The organism is Sulfuriferula plumbiphila, from assembly GCF_009938015.1.
Lineage (GTDB): Bacteria > Pseudomonadota > Gammaproteobacteria > Burkholderiales > Sulfuriferulaceae > Sulfuriferula > Sulfuriferula plumbiphila.
This window is the reverse complement of sequence record NZ_AP021884.1, coordinates 670,031-686,556: the sequence shown is the minus strand read 5'-3', so window position 1 is coordinate 686,556 and position 16,526 is coordinate 670,031. Positions and strand designations below refer to the sequence as shown.

General features: G+C 58.1%; 13 protein-coding genes and 4 tRNA genes. All 17 read right to left on the bottom strand.

From position 1 onward, the window contains the following. Positions 1 to 36: 36 nt before the first annotated feature. The 17 genes from rpsG to pth all read right to left on the bottom strand — a co-directional run bounded on the left by rpsG (position 37) and on the right by pth (position 16,516). Positions 37 to 507, bottom strand: a complete 471-nt coding sequence (gene rpsG / locus GZH91_RS03590; protein ID WP_147075042.1) for a 30S ribosomal protein S7 — start codon at positions 505 to 507, stop codon at positions 37 to 39. Between the two features lie 93 nt (positions 508 to 600). Then, positions 601 to 978 (bottom strand): 30S ribosomal protein S12, encoded by a 378-nt coding sequence (rpsL, locus tag GZH91_RS03585; protein ID WP_124705464.1) that lies wholly within the window; start codon positions 976 to 978, stop codon positions 601 to 603. 163 nt (positions 979 to 1,141) lie between these two features. Beyond that, positions 1,142 to 5,341, bottom strand: a complete 4,200-nt coding sequence (rpoC, locus tag GZH91_RS03580) for a DNA-directed RNA polymerase subunit beta' (RefSeq protein WP_147075043.1) — start codon at positions 5,339 to 5,341, stop codon at positions 1,142 to 1,144. A gap of 71 nt (positions 5,342 to 5,412) precedes the next feature. Next, complete coding sequence (gene rpoB, locus GZH91_RS03575) at positions 5,413 to 9,486, bottom strand: DNA-directed RNA polymerase subunit beta (protein WP_147075044.1); 4,074 nt, start codon at positions 9,484 to 9,486, stop codon at positions 5,413 to 5,415. 148 nt (positions 9,487 to 9,634) lie between these two features. Further along, the gene (gene rplL / locus GZH91_RS03570; protein ID WP_147075045.1) at positions 9,635 to 10,009 is read right to left on the bottom strand and encodes a 50S ribosomal protein L7/L12; all 375 of its coding nucleotides are present in this window, start codon (positions 10,007 to 10,009) and stop codon (positions 9,635 to 9,637) included. A 66-nt stretch (positions 10,010 to 10,075) separates the two neighbouring features. Next, positions 10,076 to 10,597, bottom strand: a complete 522-nt coding sequence (gene rplJ, locus GZH91_RS03565; protein ID WP_147075046.1) for a 50S ribosomal protein L10 — start codon at positions 10,595 to 10,597, stop codon at positions 10,076 to 10,078. Between the two features lie 309 nt (positions 10,598 to 10,906). Continuing rightward, positions 10,907 to 11,602 (bottom strand): 50S ribosomal protein L1, encoded by a 696-nt coding sequence (rplA, locus tag GZH91_RS03560; protein WP_147075047.1) that lies wholly within the window; start codon positions 11,600 to 11,602, stop codon positions 10,907 to 10,909. Beyond that, positions 11,603 to 12,034, bottom strand: a complete 432-nt coding sequence (rplK, locus tag GZH91_RS03555; RefSeq protein ID WP_147075048.1) for a 50S ribosomal protein L11 — start codon at positions 12,032 to 12,034, stop codon at positions 11,603 to 11,605. A gap of 102 nt (positions 12,035 to 12,136) precedes the next feature. Further along, complete coding sequence (gene nusG / locus GZH91_RS03550; RefSeq protein ID WP_147075049.1) at positions 12,137 to 12,670, bottom strand: transcription termination/antitermination protein NusG; 534 nt, start codon at positions 12,668 to 12,670, stop codon at positions 12,137 to 12,139. Continuing rightward, positions 12,667 to 13,017, bottom strand: coding sequence for a preprotein translocase subunit SecE (secE, locus tag GZH91_RS03545; RefSeq protein WP_147075050.1), 351 nt, complete (start codon positions 13,015 to 13,017; stop codon positions 12,667 to 12,669). Before secE ends, nusG begins: the two co-directional genes overlap by 4 nt. A 56-nt stretch (positions 13,018 to 13,073) precedes the next feature. Next, a tRNA-Trp gene (locus GZH91_RS03540) sits at positions 13,074 to 13,149 on the bottom strand. A 70-nt stretch (positions 13,150 to 13,219) separates the two neighbouring features. Further along, complete coding sequence (gene tuf / locus GZH91_RS03535) at positions 13,220 to 14,410, bottom strand: elongation factor Tu (protein WP_147075184.1); 1,191 nt, start codon at positions 14,408 to 14,410, stop codon at positions 13,220 to 13,222. Between the two features lie 49 nt (positions 14,411 to 14,459). Further along, a tRNA-Thr gene (locus GZH91_RS03530) sits at positions 14,460 to 14,534 on the bottom strand. Between the two features lie 36 nt (positions 14,535 to 14,570). Then, positions 14,571 to 14,644, bottom strand: a tRNA-Gly gene (locus GZH91_RS03525). Between the two features lie 71 nt (positions 14,645 to 14,715). Further along, positions 14,716 to 14,800 (bottom strand) — tRNA-Tyr (locus GZH91_RS03520). 39 nt (positions 14,801 to 14,839) lie between these two features. Further along, positions 14,840 to 15,931 carry a redox-regulated ATPase YchF gene (ychF, locus tag GZH91_RS03515; RefSeq protein WP_147070836.1) on the bottom strand — a complete coding sequence of 364 codons (1,092 nt, stop codon included), beginning with the start codon at positions 15,929 to 15,931 and terminating at the stop codon, positions 14,840 to 14,842. A 3-nt stretch (positions 15,932 to 15,934) separates the two neighbouring features. Beyond that, complete coding sequence (gene pth, locus GZH91_RS03510) at positions 15,935 to 16,516, bottom strand: aminoacyl-tRNA hydrolase (protein WP_147070834.1); 582 nt, start codon at positions 16,514 to 16,516, stop codon at positions 15,935 to 15,937. Positions 16,517 to 16,526 lie beyond the last annotated feature (10 nt).

Here is a 16,526-nt window from a genome sequence, read left to right as displayed (position 1 = left end):
AGTTAGTGCCGACGCCATTGCGCCCGGCCATTGATCTTAGAAACGGAAATGCGAGAATGCCTTGTTGGCTTCCGCCATACGGTGCACTTCATCACGCTTCTTCATGGCACCGCCACGACCTTCGGCAGCATCCATCAATTCACCAGCCAGCCGGAAGCCCATGGACTTCTCGCCGCGCTTACGGGCAGCCTCTTTCAGCCAGCGCATTGCCAGCGCGGAACGGCGCGCAGGCCGCACTTCAACCGGAACCTGATAGTTGGCCCCCCCCACGCGGCGGCTTTTAACCTCAACCACCGGGCGAATATTGGACAGCGCAAGCGTGAATATTTCCAGCGGATCTTTACCGCTTTTTTGACTGATCTGTGCAAATGCACCGTAAATGATTCGCTCGGCAACGGACTTCTTGCCGCTGGACATCAACACGTTGACGAACTTGGCCACATCCTGGCTGGCAAATTTCGGATCCGGCAATATGTCACGCTTGGGTACTTCTCTACGTCTTGGCATGTTTTACCTCAATGTTGAATACTGAATTCTTAATGCTGGCAGTTGTGGCGCGCGTCGCGCTCTACGCAACCCAGCACCAAAAACGCAAACGCCCTAGGCCTTCTTGGGACGTTTGGCGCCGTATTTGGAACGGCTCTGTTTACGATCCTTAACGCCAGCCGTATCCAGACTGCCGCGCACGGTGTGGTAACGCACACCGGGCAAATCCTTGACACGGCCACCGCGGATCAGCACCACCGAGTGCTCCTGCAGGTTGTGACCTTCACCACCGATATAGCTGCTGACCTCGAAACCGTTAGTGAGGCGAACACGGGCGACCTTGCGCAGCGCCGAGTTCGGCTTTTTCGGAGTGGTGGTGTACACACGGGTACATACGCCGCGTTTTTGTGGGCAAGCTTCCAGCGCCGGCACCTTGCTTTTAACACGCTTGGCGACGCGGGGTTTGCGCACTAGCTGATTGATTGTTGGCATGCTTTTTCGTTTCCCAAGTATGGTTGTTCCGCTTTCGACCCTGATTTGGGCCGCTTTAAACAACGCGGACGGCATAACGCCGTCCCGTCAAAGCTGTCCGGCTGAGCAAAATTTACAGACCGGTAAAAAAGACGGTGGATTCTAGGGGCTTATGCCCCAGATGTCAAGCCACCTGCTCGCTTCCCGCTGCGCTGTCTTCGCCTTCGGCAAAGTCCGTTTCTGCGCCCATATCCTCACCCAGTTTCTGGCGGCGGCGGGTGTTGTGATAGGCCAGACCCGTACCAGCCGGAATCAGACGCCCCACAATGACGTTCTCCTTGAGACCGCGCAGATCGTCTTTCTTGCCCATGATGGCGGCTTCCGTCAGCACCCGCGTGGTTTCCTGGAAAGATGCCGCAGAGATAAATGAGTCCGTAGACAGCGATGCCTTGGTGATGCCCAGCAGCACGTATTCGAAACTAGCCGGCTGCTTGCCTTCGGCCAGCACGCGTTCGTTTTCAGCCAGCAACTCGGCGCGTTCCACCTGCTCACCCTGGATAAAGCGGGTATCGCCGGCATCGGCCACATTCACCCGGCGCAACATCTGCCGGACGATGACTTCGATGTGCTTGTCGTTGATTTTCACACCCTGCAAGCGGTACACATCCTGAACCTCGTCGGTAATGTAACGCGACAATGCTTCCACGCCCTTCAGGCCCAGGATGTCATGCGGATCAACCGGACCATCCACGATCATCTCGCCCTTGTTGACCACCTGACCATCGTGGGCAGTGACGTGTTTTTCTTTCGGAATCAGGTATTCATGCGCAACACCGTCAAAGTCGGTAATGACCAGACGCTGCTTGCCCTTGGTATCCTTGCCGAACGAAACCGTCCCGGTGACCGCGGCCAGCACGCCGGCGTCCTTGGGTGAGCGTGCCTCAAACAGCTCAGCCACGCGCGGCAGACCACCGGTAATATCGCGGGTCTTCGAAGTTTCTTGCGGAATACGCGCCAGCACTTCGCCCACGCCAACGTCCTGACCATCTTTCACGGTAATAATGGAGCCGATCTGGAAGGTGATATTGACCGGCGTTTCAGTGCCGCTCATTTTCACTTCTTTGCCGTTGGCGTCAAGCAATTTGACCTGCGGGCGCAGACCTTTGACGGCTGCACCAACGCGGCGCTTCGGATCAATCACCACCAGCGTGGACAAACCCGTCACATCATCAATCTGTTTGGCGACCGTGGCGCCTTCTTCCACGTTTTCAAAACGCACGCGGCCGGCATATTCAGTAATGATGGGGCGGGTGTGCGGGTCCCAGGTGGCCAGGATCTGGCCGGCTTTTGCCTTGTCACCATCCTTGACGCTGAGTAGCGCACCGTAAGGTACCTTGTGGCGCTCACGTTCGCGACCATTGTCGCCCATGATGATGATCTCGCCGCTGCGCGCAATGGCTATCAGTTCGCCTTTGGCGCTGGTGACATAACGCATCGCGGGGCTGTAATTCACCACACCGGCGGATTTGCATTCCAGCTGGCTGGCAACGGCAGCACGCGAGGCTGCGCCACCGATGTGGAAGGTGCGCATGGTGAGCTGAGTGCCCGGCTCGCCAATGGACTGCGCAGCGATGACGCCCACCGCCTCGCCCACGTTCACCAGGTGGCCGCGACCGAGGTCGCGGCCATAGCACTTGGCACACAGGCCGTAACGGGTATCACAGGTCAGCGCGGTACGCACCTTCACCTCATCGACACCCAACGCCTCGATATGCTCAACGGCATCTTCATCCAGCAGGGTGCCGGCATCAATCACCGTCTCGCCGGTCTCCGGATGAATCACGTCAAGCGCGGTTACGCGGCCCAGAACACGCTCGCGCAACGGCTCGATTACCTCGCCACCCTCCACCAGCGCCTTCAGCACCAGACCTTCACGCGTGCCGCAATCGTCCTCGATCACCACCAGGTCCTGGGTCACGTCCACCAGACGGCGGGTCAGGTAGCCCGAGTTGGCAGTCTTCAGTGCCGTATCGGCCAGACCTTTACGCGCGCCGTGAGTCGAGATGAAATACTGCAGCACGTTGAGGCCTTCGCGGAAATTCGCGGTAATCGGCGTCTCGATGATAGAGCCGTCCGGTTTCGCCATCAGGCCGCGCATTCCCGCCAGCTGGCGAATCTGCGCAGCCGAGCCACGCGCGCCGGAATCGGCCATCATGTAGATGGCGTTGAACGACTCTTGCGTGGTTTCCTTGCCGTCACGCGTGGTTACCGGTTCGCTGCCCAATTGCGTCATCATGGCCTTGGCCACCTGATCGCCAGCGCGCCCCCAGATGTCCACCACCTTGTTGTAGCGCTCACCCTGGGTCACCAGACCGGAGGTGTATTGCGCCTCGATTTCCTGCACTTCCTTTTCGGAGGCGCTGATGATGTCCTGCTTCTGCGTCGGCACCAGCATGTCATCCACGCAGATCGACATGCCGCCCCGGGTAGCATAGGTAAAGCCGGTGTACATCAGCTTGTCGGCAAAAATCACCGTCTGCCGCAGGCCGCAGCGACGGAAGCTGGCGTTGATGAGCCTGGAAATTTCTTTCTTCTTGAGTATCTTGTTGACGTGGGTAAACGACAGGCCGATCGGCAGAATTTCAGATAGCAGCGAACGACCCACGGTGGTTTCATAGCGGGTAATTTTTTCCGCGCGTTCGCCCTGCTCGTCGTAGTAGGCTTCCTTGATACGCACTGTCACCCTGGCGTTCAGCTCCACCTGGCGCGACTCGTAAGCACGCGACACTTCGTCCACGTCGGCAAACATCATGCCCTCGCCGCGCGCATTCACACGCTCGCGGGTCATGTAGTACAGCCCCAGCACAATATCCTGCGACGGCACGATGATCGGTTCGCCGTTGGCGGGCGACAGCACGTTATTGGAGGCCAGCATCAGGGTGCGGCACTCCATCTGGGCTTCCAGCGACAGCGGCACGTGCACCGCCATCTGGTCGCCGTCGAAATCGGCATTAAACGCCGCGCACACCAGCGGGTGCAACTGGATGGCCTTGCCCTCGATCAGCGTCGGTTCGAATGCCTGAATGCCGAGGCGGTGCAGTGTCGGTGCGCGGTTCAACATCACCGGATGTTCGCGAATGACGTCTTCGAGGATGTCCCATACCACCGGTTCTTCGGTTTCCACCATGCGTTTTGCAGCCTTGATGGTGGTTGCCAGCCCCATCACTTCCAGCTTGTGGAAAATGAACGGCTTGAACAGTTCCAGCGCCATTTTCTTGGGCAGACCGCACTGGTGCAGGCGCAGCTGCGGCCCCACCACGATCACGGAACGGCCCGAGTAGTCGACGCGTTTGCCCAGCAGGTTCTGGCGGAAGCGACCGCCCTTGCCCTTGATCATGTCGGCCAGCGATTTCAATGGGCGCTTGTTGGCACCGGTCATGGCCTTGCCGCGGCGGCCGTTATCCATCAACGAATCCACCGCTTCCTGCAACATGCGTTTCTCGTTGCGCACGATGATTTCAGGTGCCTTGAGTTCGAGCAAACGCTTCAAGCGGTTGTTACGGTTAATCACGCGGCGGTACAGGTCATTCAGGTCGGAGGTGGCGAAGCGGCCGCCATCCAGCGGCACCAGCGGGCGCAGCTCGGGCGGCAGCACAGGCAGCACTTCCAGCACCATCCATTCCGGTTTGATACCGGATTTCTGGAACGCCTCGATCACCTTGAGGCGTTTGGACAGCTTCTTGATCTTGGTGTCGGAGCCTGTCTTGGCCAGATCGTTGCGCAGCGTTTCTGCCTCGCTGTAGATATCAATGCTCTTGAGCAGGTCACGAATACCTTCAGCACCCATGCTGGCCTTGAACTCGTCACCGTATTCTTCGACCTTGGCAAGGTAGTCATCTTCGGTCAGCAACTGTGCGCGGTTGAGCGGGGTCATGCCCGGATCGGTCACCACGTAGGCTTCAAAATAGAGGACGCGCTCGATGTCGCGCAGGGTCATGTCCAGCACCATGCCAAGACGCGACGGCAGGGATTTAAGGAACCAGATATGCGCCACCGGGCTGGCCAGCTCGATGTGCGCCATGCGCTCGCGACGCACCTTGGACAAGGTGACTTCCACGCCGCACTTCTCGCAAATCACCCCACGGTGCTTGAGGCGCTTGTATTTGCCACACAGGCATTCGTAATCTTTTACCGGGCCAAAGATTTTGGCGCAGAACAAGCCATCACGCTCCGGCTTGAAGGTGCGATAGTTAATGGTCTCCGGCTTTTTGACTTCGCCATACGACCAGGAACGAATTTTGTCAGGCGACGCGAGGCCGATTTTAATCGCGTCGAATTCTTCTTCCTGAGTGACCTGCTTGAATAAGTCGAGCAATGCTTTCATAGTTTCCTCCAGAGCTTAGTGGCTTGCAGCGGATTGGCGCCGGCTCTTACCGGCGAGCGTGCTACGCACCGTCAGTAACGCTCCAAATCAATATCGATTGCCAGGGAACGGATCTCTTTCACCAGCACGTTGAAGGATTCCGGCATACCCGCTTCAATCTTGTGCTCGCCCTTGACGATGTTCTCGTACACCTTGGTACGTCCGGTCACGTCGTCGGATTTCACCGTGAGCATTTCCTGCAGCACATAAGCCGCGCCGTAGGCTTCCAGCGCCCACACCTCCATCTCGCCAAAGCGCTGGCCGCCGAACTGTGCCTTGCCGCCCAGCGGCTGCTGGGTCACCAGACTGTAAGGGCCAGTGGAGCGGGCGTGCATCTTGTCGTCCACCAGGTGGTGCAGTTTGAGCACATGCATGTAACCAACCGTAACCGGCCGATCGAATGCCTCACCCGTGCGACCATCGCACAGCGTGATCTGGCCGCTACGCGGCAGACCCGCCAGCTCCAGCATGTCCTTGATCTCGGCTTCGTTGGCGCCGTCGAACACCGGCGTGGCAAAGGGCACGCCATTGCGCAGGTTGCGCGCCAGCTCGATGATTTCGTCGTCGCTAAAACTGGCGAGATCTTCCGACTTGCCCGTGGCGTTGTATATCTGGGTGAGGAACTTGCGCACCTCCGCCACTTTTTTCTGCGCCTGCAGCATGTCGTCGATCTTCTTGCCCAGTCCTTTGGCAGCCCAGCCCAGATGGGTTTCCAGAATCTGCCCGACGTTCATACGCGAAGGCACGCCCAGCGGGTTCAGCACAATATCCATCGGCGTACCGTCCGCCATGAATGGCATGTCCTCGATCGGTACGATTTTGGAGACCACACCCTTGTTACCGTGGCGACCGGCCATTTTGTCACCGGGCTGCAGGCGGCGCTTGACTGCCACATACACCTTCACCATCTTTTGCACGCCGGGCGGCAGCTCGTCGCCGGCAGTGAGCTTTTTCTTCTTTTCTTCAAACATGGCATCAAATTCGATGCGCTTTTGATCCAGGCTGTCCTTGAGCGATTCCATCTGGCGGCTGGCTTCATCGTCAGCCAGGCGGATGTCAAACCAGTCGTGGCGATTCAGGCTATCCAGGTAGTCCTGGGTGATCTTGCTGTCCTTGGCCAGTTTTTTCGGACCCCCTTTAACCACTTTGTTCTGCAACAGGCGCTGCAGGCGGGCGAATGCGTCTTCTTCGACGATGCGCATACGATCCGCCATGTCCTTCTTGTATTCGGACAGCTGATTGTCGATGATCTGCTTGGCGCGCGCATCGCGTTCGATGCCTTCGCGGGTGAATACCTGCACGTCTATCACTGTACCCGCCATGCCGGACGGCACGCGCAGCGAGGTGTCCTTAACGTCGGAGGCTTTTTCACCGAAAATGGCACGCAGCAACTTTTCTTCCGGCGTAAGCTGGGTTTCACCTTTGGGCGTGACCTTGCCCGCCAGCACGTCGCCGGCTTCCACTTCGGCACCGATGTAGCAGATACCCGATTCGTCCAGACGCCCGAGCATGCGCTCGGACAGATTGGAAATATCGCGGGTAATTTCTTCCGGTCCCAGCTTGGTATCACGCGCAACGACGGTCAGTTCTTCAATATGGATGGAGGTATAGCGGTCTTCCGCCACCACGCGTTCGGAAATCAGGATTGAATCTTCGAAGTTGAAGCCGTTCCACGGCATGAATGCAACCAGCAGGTTTTGTCCCAGTGCCAGTTCGCCCATGTCGGTGGAAGCGCCATCGGCGATGACATCGCCACGCGCCAGCATGTCACCCACCTTGACCAGCGGACGCTGGTTGATGTTGGTGTTCTGGTTGGAACGGGTGTATTTGATCAGGGTGTAAATATCCACACCCACTTCACCTGCGGTAGTTTCCTCGTCACTGACGCGCACCACGATACGGCCTGCGTCCACGTAATCCACCACACCTCCGCGACGCGCCTGCACCGTGGTGCCGGAGTCCACCGCAGCGGTGCGCTCGATACCCGTCCCGACCAGGGACTTCTCGGCACGCAGGCAGGGTACGGCCTGACGCTGCATGTTTGAGCCCATCAACGCACGGTTGGCGTCGTCGTGCTCGAGGAATGGAATCAGCGAAGCGGCCACCGAGACGATCTGTGACGGCGCCACGTCCATGTACTGAATACGGTCCGGGCTGGCCAGCTCGAATTCGTTTTTGTGACGGCACGACACGATTTCGCTGGTGAATTTGCCGTTCCTGTCCAGCTCCGCGTTGGCCTGGGCGATGACATATTTACTTTCCTCAATGGCGGACAGATATTCGATCTGATCCGTCACCTTGCCGTTTTCCACCTTGCGGTAAGGCGTTTCCAGGAAGCCATACTTGTTGGTCCGGGCGAACAACGCCAGCGAGTTGATCAGTCCGATGTTCGGACCTTCCGGGGTTTCAATCGGGCACACCCGGCCATAGTGAGTGGGGTGCACGTCACGCACTTCGAAGCCGGCGCGCTCGCGCGTCAGTCCGCCCGGACCCAGCGCAGAAACGCGGCGCTTGTGGGTGATCTCGGACAGCGGATTGGTCTGATCCATGAACTGGGACAGCTGGCTGGAGCCGAAGAACTCTTTCACTGCTGCCGATACCGGCTTGGCATTGATCAGGTCATGCGGCATCAGGTTTTCCGATTCCGCCTGCGACAGGCGCTCCTTGACCGCACGCTCGACGCGCACCAGCCCGGCACGGAACTGGTTCTCTGCCAGCTCGCCGACGCTACGCACACGACGGTTGCCGAGGTGATCGATGTCGTCGATCTCGCCGCGGCCGTTACGCAGCTCCACCAGTATCTTGATCACCGCGACAATGTCCTCGGTGCTCAGGATACCGGCGCCTTCCAGTTCGTCGCGGCCAACCCGGCGGTTGAATTTCATGCGCCCGACGGCAGACAGGTCATAGCGATCTTCATTGAAGAACAAACCCTTGAACAACGCTTCCACCGCATCTTCGGTAGGCGGCTCGCCTGGCCGCATCATCCGGTAGATGGCGACCCTTGCCGCATACTGATCCGGGGTCTCATCGGTACGCAGGGTGGCAGAAATATATGCGCCCTGGTCCAGGTCATTGGTGTAGATGGTATTGACCTTGGCGATACCTGCCTCATGCAGCTTGGCGAGCAATGTTTCGGTGATCTCGTCGTTGGCGTTGGCGACAATTTCACCGCTATCCTTGTCCACCACATTGGCCGACAGCACGCGTCCCAGCACAAACTCTTCCGGTACCGCGATCTTGGTCAATCCGGCTTCCTGCATCATGCGGATATGCTTGACGGTAATGCGCTTGTCTTTGGGGACAATCACCGCGCCCTTCTTGTCCACAATGTCGAAGCGCGCAATCTCGCCACGCAGGCGATCCGGCACCAGCTCGAACTGCACCCCCTTCTTGGCAAAGTGGAAAGTATCGGTGGTAAAGAATTCCGCCAGGATCTGCTCGTTATTGTAGCCCAGCGCCTTGAGCAGGGTGGTCACGGGCATCTTGCGACGGCGGTCAATACGGAAATACAGGTAATCCTTGGCGTCAAATTCGTAGTCCAGCCAGGACCCGCGATAAGGAATAATCCGCGCCGAGAACAGCAGCTTTCCGGAGCTGTGCGTCTTGCCGCGGTCATGCTCAAAGAATACGCCTGGCGAACGATGCAGCTGTGACACGATCACGCGATCGGTGCCGTTGATGATGAACGAGCCAGTCGGTGTCATGAGCGGAATCTCGCCCATGTAAACCTCTTGCTCCTTGACCTCCTTCACAGTCGGCTTGGATGCTTCGCGATCCATGATGGTCAGGCGCACCTTGGCACGCAGGGGCGCAGCATAGGTCAGGCCGCGCTGCTGGCATTCCACCATGTCGAATGGCGGCTCACCCAGTACGTAGCTGACGAAATCCAGCTTGGCATTGCCGGAATGGCTGGCGATGGGAAAAATCGAGGTGAATGCGGCCTGCAAACCTTCATTGGCACGGCTGTCGGGCTTGACATCGGCCTGCAGAAAAGCCCTGAAGGAATCAATTTGGGTGGCCAGCAAAAAAGGCACTTGGAGGATGCTTGCGCGCTTCGCGAAACTTTTCCGGATGCGTTTTTTCTCGGTGAATGAGTAACTCATGGATTCTCCTAGAGGGCCCTGCGCAGAAGACAAAAGACAAAAGACAACACGCGCCTAATCCGCATTGATGTTGTGCCCCTGTCTTGTGTATTCTGCATTGGCCGGGATTCCCCGGCCAATGACAGAAGTTGTGTTGCGTGATGCGTAATTACTTGACTTCGCAAGTCGCGCCTGCTTCCACCAGCTGTTTCTGGACGGATTCGGCTTCTGCCTTGGAAACACCTTCCTTAACAGCCTTGGGGGCGCCGTCAACGAGGTCTTTCGCTTCTTTCAGGCCCAGGCCGGTAATCGCGCGCACCACCTTGATGGTGTTCACTTTGTTTTCGCCAGCGCCGGTCAGAATCACATCAAACTCGGTTTTTTCTTCAGCGGCAGCAGCGGCGGCAGGCGCAGCAGCGACAGCCACAGCGGCCGCCGCCGCGGATACGCCAAATTTTTCTTCCATTTCCTTGATCAGTTCGGACAGATCAAGCACAGTCATGCCAGCGATGGCATCCAGAATCTCAGCTTTGGACAAAGCCATGGTATTTCTCCTGATTGAAAAGTTTTAAATTGGTTCATTACGGCGCCCTATCGCGCCGTCAATGCTTCAAGCAGCCTGCTTGTCGCGTACCGCAGCCAGCCCACGCACAAACTTGGTCGGAACCTCGTTAAGCGTACGCACAAACTGGGTAATCGGCGCTTGCATGGTGCCCATCAGTTTCGCCAGCAACTCGTCGCGGCTTGGCATGCTGGCCAGGTTCGAGACATCTTTGGCGGACATCACGAAATTGGCCATCGCACCCGCCTTGACAACGATTTTGTCGTTACCTTTGGCAAAATCCGCAAGCACTTTTGCAGCGGCTACCGGATCTTTGGAAATCCCGTATGCCAACGGCCCGACCAGATGGTCGGACAAGCCGGCAAAGGGCGTTCCGGCAACCGCACGACGCGCCAGGGTATTTTTCAATACCCGCAGGTAAACGCCGTTAGCCCGTGCCTTGGCACGCAAAGCGGTCATGCCCACAACACCGATTCCCCGGTATTCAGCCACCACCACCGTCTGGGCATTTGCCAGTTCGGCACCCAGTTCGGCTACAACTGCCTTCTTTTCCTCTAGATTCAGACTCAAGGTCTTACCTCCTTCTATAAACACCGGCCGTCATCAGGGGAGAAACCCCAACAGCTGCCGAGAGTCGGCGACCTTTCATCAGGAGAAACATCCACAAACAAACGCTTTTCCTGTATCGGGGCACGCCATCTGCGTTGGGATCAGGACATAACGCACGCGTCCTGAAAATTAAATCGGGCATATCTCACAGGAAAATATTCCCTGTCATTTACACCCCAACCCCAACGGTCTTTGACAACCTGCCGGCACTTGCGCACCAGCAGCCCAAAGTTCTGTCCGGAACGCTGGTCACGCCCGGATTATTACCAATTACTGTGTCAGGCTGGCGTGGTCCACACGCACGCCGGCACCCATGGTGCTGGACACAGAAATTTTCTTCATGTACACGCCCTTGGCATTGGCAGGGCGGGCTTTCGCCAGCGCATCCAGCAGCGCGGCCAGATTCTCGCGCAGCGCTTCCACTTCGAACGAAGCACGCCCGATGGTGCACTGCACAATGCCGCCCTTGTCGGTACGGTATTGCACCTGACCGGCGCGCGCGTTCTTCACTGCGCCTGCGACGTCGGGCGTAACCGTACCCACTTTAGGGTTGGGCATCAGGCCGCGCGGACCCAGCACCTGCCCCAGCTGACCCACTACGCGCATGGCGTCCGGACTGGCAATCACCACGTCAAAGTCCATGCGACCTGCCTTGATCTCGGCAGCCAGATCATCAAAACCGACGATATCAGCACCGGCTTCCAGCGCAGCCTTTGCGGCCTCACCCTGGGCAAACACCGCAACCCGCACGGTTTTACCGGTGCCGCGCGGCAGCACCACGGAACCGCGCACCAGCTGGTCAGATTTGCGCGCATCCACACCGAGATTGATGGCCACGTCCACGGATTCGTCAAACTTGGCAGTGGCGGTTTCTTTGACCAGACCCAATGCGTCGTTGACCGGATAAGTTTTGCTGCGATCGATTTTGGCCTGGATCGCTTGCTGGCGTTTGGACAACTTGGCCATTTATACGCCCTCCACTTCAATACCCATGCTGCGGGCGCTACCTGCAATGACACGCACCGCCGCGTCCATATCAGCGGCAGTCAGATCCGGCATTTTTGCCTTGGCAATATCTTCTGCCTGGGCGCGCGTCAGCTTGCCCACCTTGTCCGTATGCGGTTTCGGACTGCCCTTTTGTATGCCTGCCGCCTTTTTGATCAGGATGGTGGCAGGCGGCGTCTTCATCACGAAGGTGAAGCTTTTGTCTGCAAAGGCGGTAATCACCACAGGAATCGGCAAACCCGGCTCCATACCCTGAGTCTGGGCATTGAATGCCTTGCAGAATTCCATGATGTTCAAACCGCGCTGACCCAGCGCCGGGCCGATGGGCGGACTGGGGTTTGCCTTGCCCGCAGGGACTTGCAGCTTGACGTAGCCAACGATTTTTTTTGCCACTTGGCACACTCCTGAAAATGGGTATTAGCGGATCACAAACGGCTGTTTGCACCCTCCCCGTTACACAAAAAACCTGGCGGCACACCGCCATTATTCAAAACCTCAGGCTTTTTCCACCTGGCTGAAATCCAGTTCAACGGGTGTAGCGCGACCGAAGATCAGCACCGACACACGCAACTTGCTCTTGTCGTAATTGACATCTTCCACGTTGCCGTGAAAATCGTTGAATGGCCCTTCGGTCACGCGCACTGCTTCGCCCACCTCGAATAGCACTTTGGGACGCGGTTTCTCCACGCCCTCCTGAATCTGGTGCAGGATTGCCTCAACTTCTTTGTCGGTGATAGGCGTGGGCTTCATCGCAGAACCGCCGACGAATCCGGTAACCTTGGGCGTATTCTTGATGAGGTGCCAGGTCTCATCGTTCATTTCCATCTGCACCAGGACATAGCCCGGGAAAAACTTGCGTTCGGAAATCGACTTCTGGCCGGCCTTCATCTCGATGACCTCTTCCACCGGCACCAGAATCTCGCCAAACTTGTCCTGCATTCCGGCACGTTCGATGCGCTCCCTGAGCGCACGCTGAACACTTTTCTCAAACCCGGAATAGGCGTGCACTACATACCAGCGCATACTCATGTGTCGCTCCGCCCCATCAGCAATTTCACTGCCCACAACAGCCCCGCATCCACCAGCCAGAGGAACAAAGCCATCACCACAACAAATGCAAATACAATTCCCGTGGTCTGAATGGTTTCCTTGCGCGTCGGCCAGACCACCTTGCGCGCCTCGACCACCGACTCCTGGCTGAACGCGAAGAACTGCCGTCCCGCCTGGGTAAACCAGAAAATCGCAATCGCCGCCGCAAATCCCGCCAGAATGGCACCCAGGCGAACCACTGCCGGACTGTCGGCTAAATAATAAAAGCCGGCAATGCCTGCGATAACCATCAGCACGGCAGCCAGCAACTTGATTTTGTCGGTCATATGAACCTTGTGAGACTCACCAGCACCTGTGAGATGGTCACGCTCCCGTTATATAGTGGCAGGCCAGGAGGGCCTCGAACCCCCAACCTTCGGTTTTGGAGACCGACACTCTGCCAATTGAGCTACTGGCCTAGAATCCAGCCGGCGACTGGCAGCGAACAGCGCGGAACCCGCACCAGCCGCCAGCCACCGGACAATTACTTTACTCGACGATTTTCGCCACCACACCGGCCCCGACGGTACGGCCGCCTTCGCGAATCGCGAAGCGCAGACCCTCTTCCATCGCCACCGGCGCAATCAGCGCCACCGTCACCGATACGTTGTCGCCCGGCATCACCATTTCGGTGCCGGCCGGCAGCTCCACCGCACCGGTGACGTCGGTGGTGCGGAAGAAAAACTGCGGGCGGTAGCCGTTGAAGAACGGGGTGTGACGGCCGCCCTCGTCCTTGCTCAGCACGTAGATCTCGGCGCTGAACTTGGTGTGCGGGTTGATCGAGCCAGGCTTGGCCAGCACCTGGCCGCGCTCGACGTCTTCGCGCTTGGTGCCGCGCAGCAGGACCCCAACGTTGTCGCCGGCCTGCCCCTGGTCGAGCAGCTTGCGGAACATTTCAACACCGGTGCAGGTGGTCTTGACGGTGGGCTTGAGCCCGACAATCTCGACTTCTTCGCCCACCTTGATGACGCCGCGCTCTATACGGCCGGTCACCACGGTACCCCGACCGGAAATGGAAAACACGTCTTCCACGGGCATCAGGTAGGTGCCGTCGATGGCGCGCTCGGGATCGGGAATGTAGCTGTCAAGGGCCGCCGCCAGCTTGAAGATGGAGGGCTCGCCAATGTCGGACTGGTCGCCTTCCAGCGCTTTGAGCGCACTGCCGATGATGATCGGGGTGTCGTCGCCCGGAAAGTCGTATTTGCTGAGCAGTTCGCGCACTTCCATTTCAACCAGCTCGAGCAGTTCGGCGTCGTCCACCATGTCGGCCTTGTTCATGTAGACAACAATGTAGGGCACGCCCACCTGGCGCGCCAGCAGGATGTGCTCGCGCGTCTGCGGCATGGGGCCGTCGGCCGCCGAGACAACCAGGATGGCCCCGTCCATCTGCGCGGCACCGGTAATCATGTTCTTGATGTAGTCGGCATGGCCCGGGCAGTCGACGTGGGCGTAGTGGCGTTTCTCGGTCTCGTATTCTACGTGGGCGGTGTTGATGGTGATGCCGCGCGCCTTCTCTTCGGGAGCCGAGTCAATGTCTGCGTAGTTCTTCGCCTCACCACCAAATTTCTTCGACAGAATGGTGCTGATCGCCGCCGTCAGCGTGGTCTTGCCGTGGTCAACGTGACCAATGGTGCCAACGTTGACGTGCGGCTTGGTGCGTTCAAACTTGCCTTTTGCCATGATATCTATCCTCTCGCCGTAAACGATCGCTACAAACGCTATAAAACTATGGTGCCCATGACGTGGATTGAACACGTGGCCTCTCCCTTACCAAGGGAGTGCTCTACCACTGAGCTACATGGGCTCTGAGGTGCCCAATAAAACCGGACAGCCACTAAACTGGAGCGGGTGAAGGGAATCGAACCCTCGTCATAAGTTTGGAAAACTTCTGCTCTGCCATTGAGCTACACCCGCACACATTTGCCGGATGATGTTTTCCGGACATGACCGCACGTGCGATCCGCAACATCAAAACCACCAGATTCTGGTGGAGGGGGAAGGATTCGAACCTTCGAAGGCAGAGCCGTCAGATTTACAGTCTGATCCCTTTGACCGCTCGGGAACCCCTCCAAAACAAGCCGAAAATTATCCCAATAATCGCTACTTTTGTCAAACGTTAAAGCGGAAATGCATCACATCGCCGTCTTTTACAACATATTCCTTGCCTTCCAGGCGCATTTTCCCGGCCTCTTTCGCACCCTGCTCGCCTTGGCAGGCTATAAAATCGTCATACCCGGTGACTTCGGCGCGGATAAAACCGCGTTCGAAATCGGTGTGAATGACCCCGGCAGCCTGCGGCGCGGTACTGCCCTTGTGAATTGTCCAGGCGCGCACCTCCTTTACCCCGGCGGTGAAATACGTCTCCAGCCCCAGCAATTGGTATGCGGCACGGATCAGACGATCCAGACCCGGCTCTGATTGCCCCAGGTCTGCCAGAAACGCCTGCCTGTCGGCATCATCCATATCCACCATTTCCGCTTCGAGGGCGGCGCATACCGCCACCACGGGTGCGCCCTCGCGCGCGGCAAACTCACGCACCCGCTCCAGCAACGGATTGTTGTCAAAGCCCTGCTCATCCACATTGGCCGCGTAGAGTACCGGCTTGGCAGTGAGCAGGCACAACGGCCTGAGCAAGTCCTGCTGCTCGGCATCCAGGGGCATGGCATGCACCGGCTTGCCCTGATCGAGGTGGGCGCGCACCTGATCGAGCAAGACCACCAGCTTGGCCGCCTCCTTGTCACCCGAGCGCGCCGCCTTCTGATAGCGCGTGCAAGCTTTTTCCAGCGTACCCAGATCCGCCAGCGCCAGCTCGGTCTGGATGGTTTCGATGTCGGAAATGGGATCAACCTTGCCTGCCACGTGAATCACATTGTCATCTTCGAAGCAGCGTACCACGTGGGTAATTGCGTCGGTTTCACGGATATTGGCCAGAAACTGGTTGCCCAGACCCTCGCCCTTCGAGGCACCTGCCACCAACCCGGCAATGTCCACAAATTCGACGATCGCCGGCAGTACGCGTTCAGGCTTGACAATCTCGGCCAAGCGGGCCAGACGCGGGTCAGGCACCTCCACTACCCCGGTATTCGGTTCAATCGTGCAGAATGGATAATTCTCGGCGGCAATGCCGGCGCGCGTCAGGGCATTGAACAGGGTGGACTTGCCCACATTGGGCAAGCCGACAATTCCACATTTGAGGCTCATGATTTATTTGGTTTGTGTGTGCAGTTTAAGCATGGCGACAGCAAAATCACCGCGCAGCATGTCGGGCAATACGCGCAGCCCATCGCTAATGGCATCTTCGATCAGCGCAAGTTCATCGGGGCGGGGCGGGTTCAACACATAGTTCACCACCTGGCTTTTTTCACCGGGATGGCCGATACCCAGGCGCAGCCGCCAGAAATCCCTGCTGCCAAGTTGCGCGGCGATGTCCTTGAGGCCGTTGTGGCCGCCGTGGCCACCGCCCATTTTCAGACGCGCCACACCCGGCGCCAGATCCAGTTCGTCGTGCACCACCAGAATCTGCGCCGGTTCGATTTTATAAAAACGCGCCAGCGCCGCGACCGACTTGCCGCTCGCGTTCATGAAAGTCTGCGGCTGCAGCAAAAAAACTTCGCCGGGCGCAGAATTTCCACGTCCGGCGATACCGAAATAGCGGGCCTCGGGTTTAAGCGCAATGCGCAAGTCCTCTGCGCAACGCTCTATCCACCAGAATCCGGCATTGTGCCGGGTACGCGCGTAATCGCGTCCGGGATTGCCCAGCCCCACAATAAGCCGGAGGGCAGTCATGGGACCGGCA

Coding starts and splice junctions, on each gene's coding strand:
- rpsG (WP_147075042.1), bottom strand. CDS start 507: ATGCCAAGACGTAGAGAAGTACCCAAGCGTGACATATTGCCGGATCCG.
- rpsL (WP_124705464.1), bottom strand. CDS start 978: ATGCCAACAATCAATCAGCTAGTGCGCAAACCCCGCGTCGCCAAGCGT.
- rpoC (WP_147075043.1), bottom strand. CDS start 5,341: ATGAAAGCATTGCTCGACTTATTCAAGCAGGTCACTCAGGAAGAAGAA.
- rpoB (WP_147075044.1), bottom strand. CDS start 9,486: ATGAGTTACTCATTCACCGAGAAAAAACGCATCCGGAAAAGTTTCGCG.
- rplL (WP_147075045.1), bottom strand. CDS start 10,009: ATGGCTTTGTCCAAAGCTGAGATTCTGGATGCCATCGCTGGCATGACT.
- rplA (WP_147075047.1), bottom strand. CDS start 11,602: ATGGCCAAGTTGTCCAAACGCCAGCAAGCGATCCAGGCCAAAATCGAT.
- nusG (WP_147075049.1), bottom strand. CDS start 12,670: ATGAGTATGCGCTGGTATGTAGTGCACGCCTATTCCGGGTTTGAGAAA.
- secE (WP_147075050.1), bottom strand. CDS start 13,017: ATGACCGACAAAATCAAGTTGCTGGCTGCCGTGCTGATGGTTATCGCA.
- tuf (WP_147075184.1), bottom strand. CDS start 14,410: ATGGCAAAAGGCAAGTTTGAACGCACCAAGCCGCACGTCAACGTTGGC.
- ychF (WP_147070836.1), bottom strand. CDS start 15,931: ATGAGCCTCAAATGTGGAATTGTCGGCTTGCCCAATGTGGGCAAGTCC.
- pth (WP_147070834.1), bottom strand. CDS start 16,516: ATGACTGCCCTCCGGCTTATTGTGGGGCTGGGCAATCCCGGACGCGAT.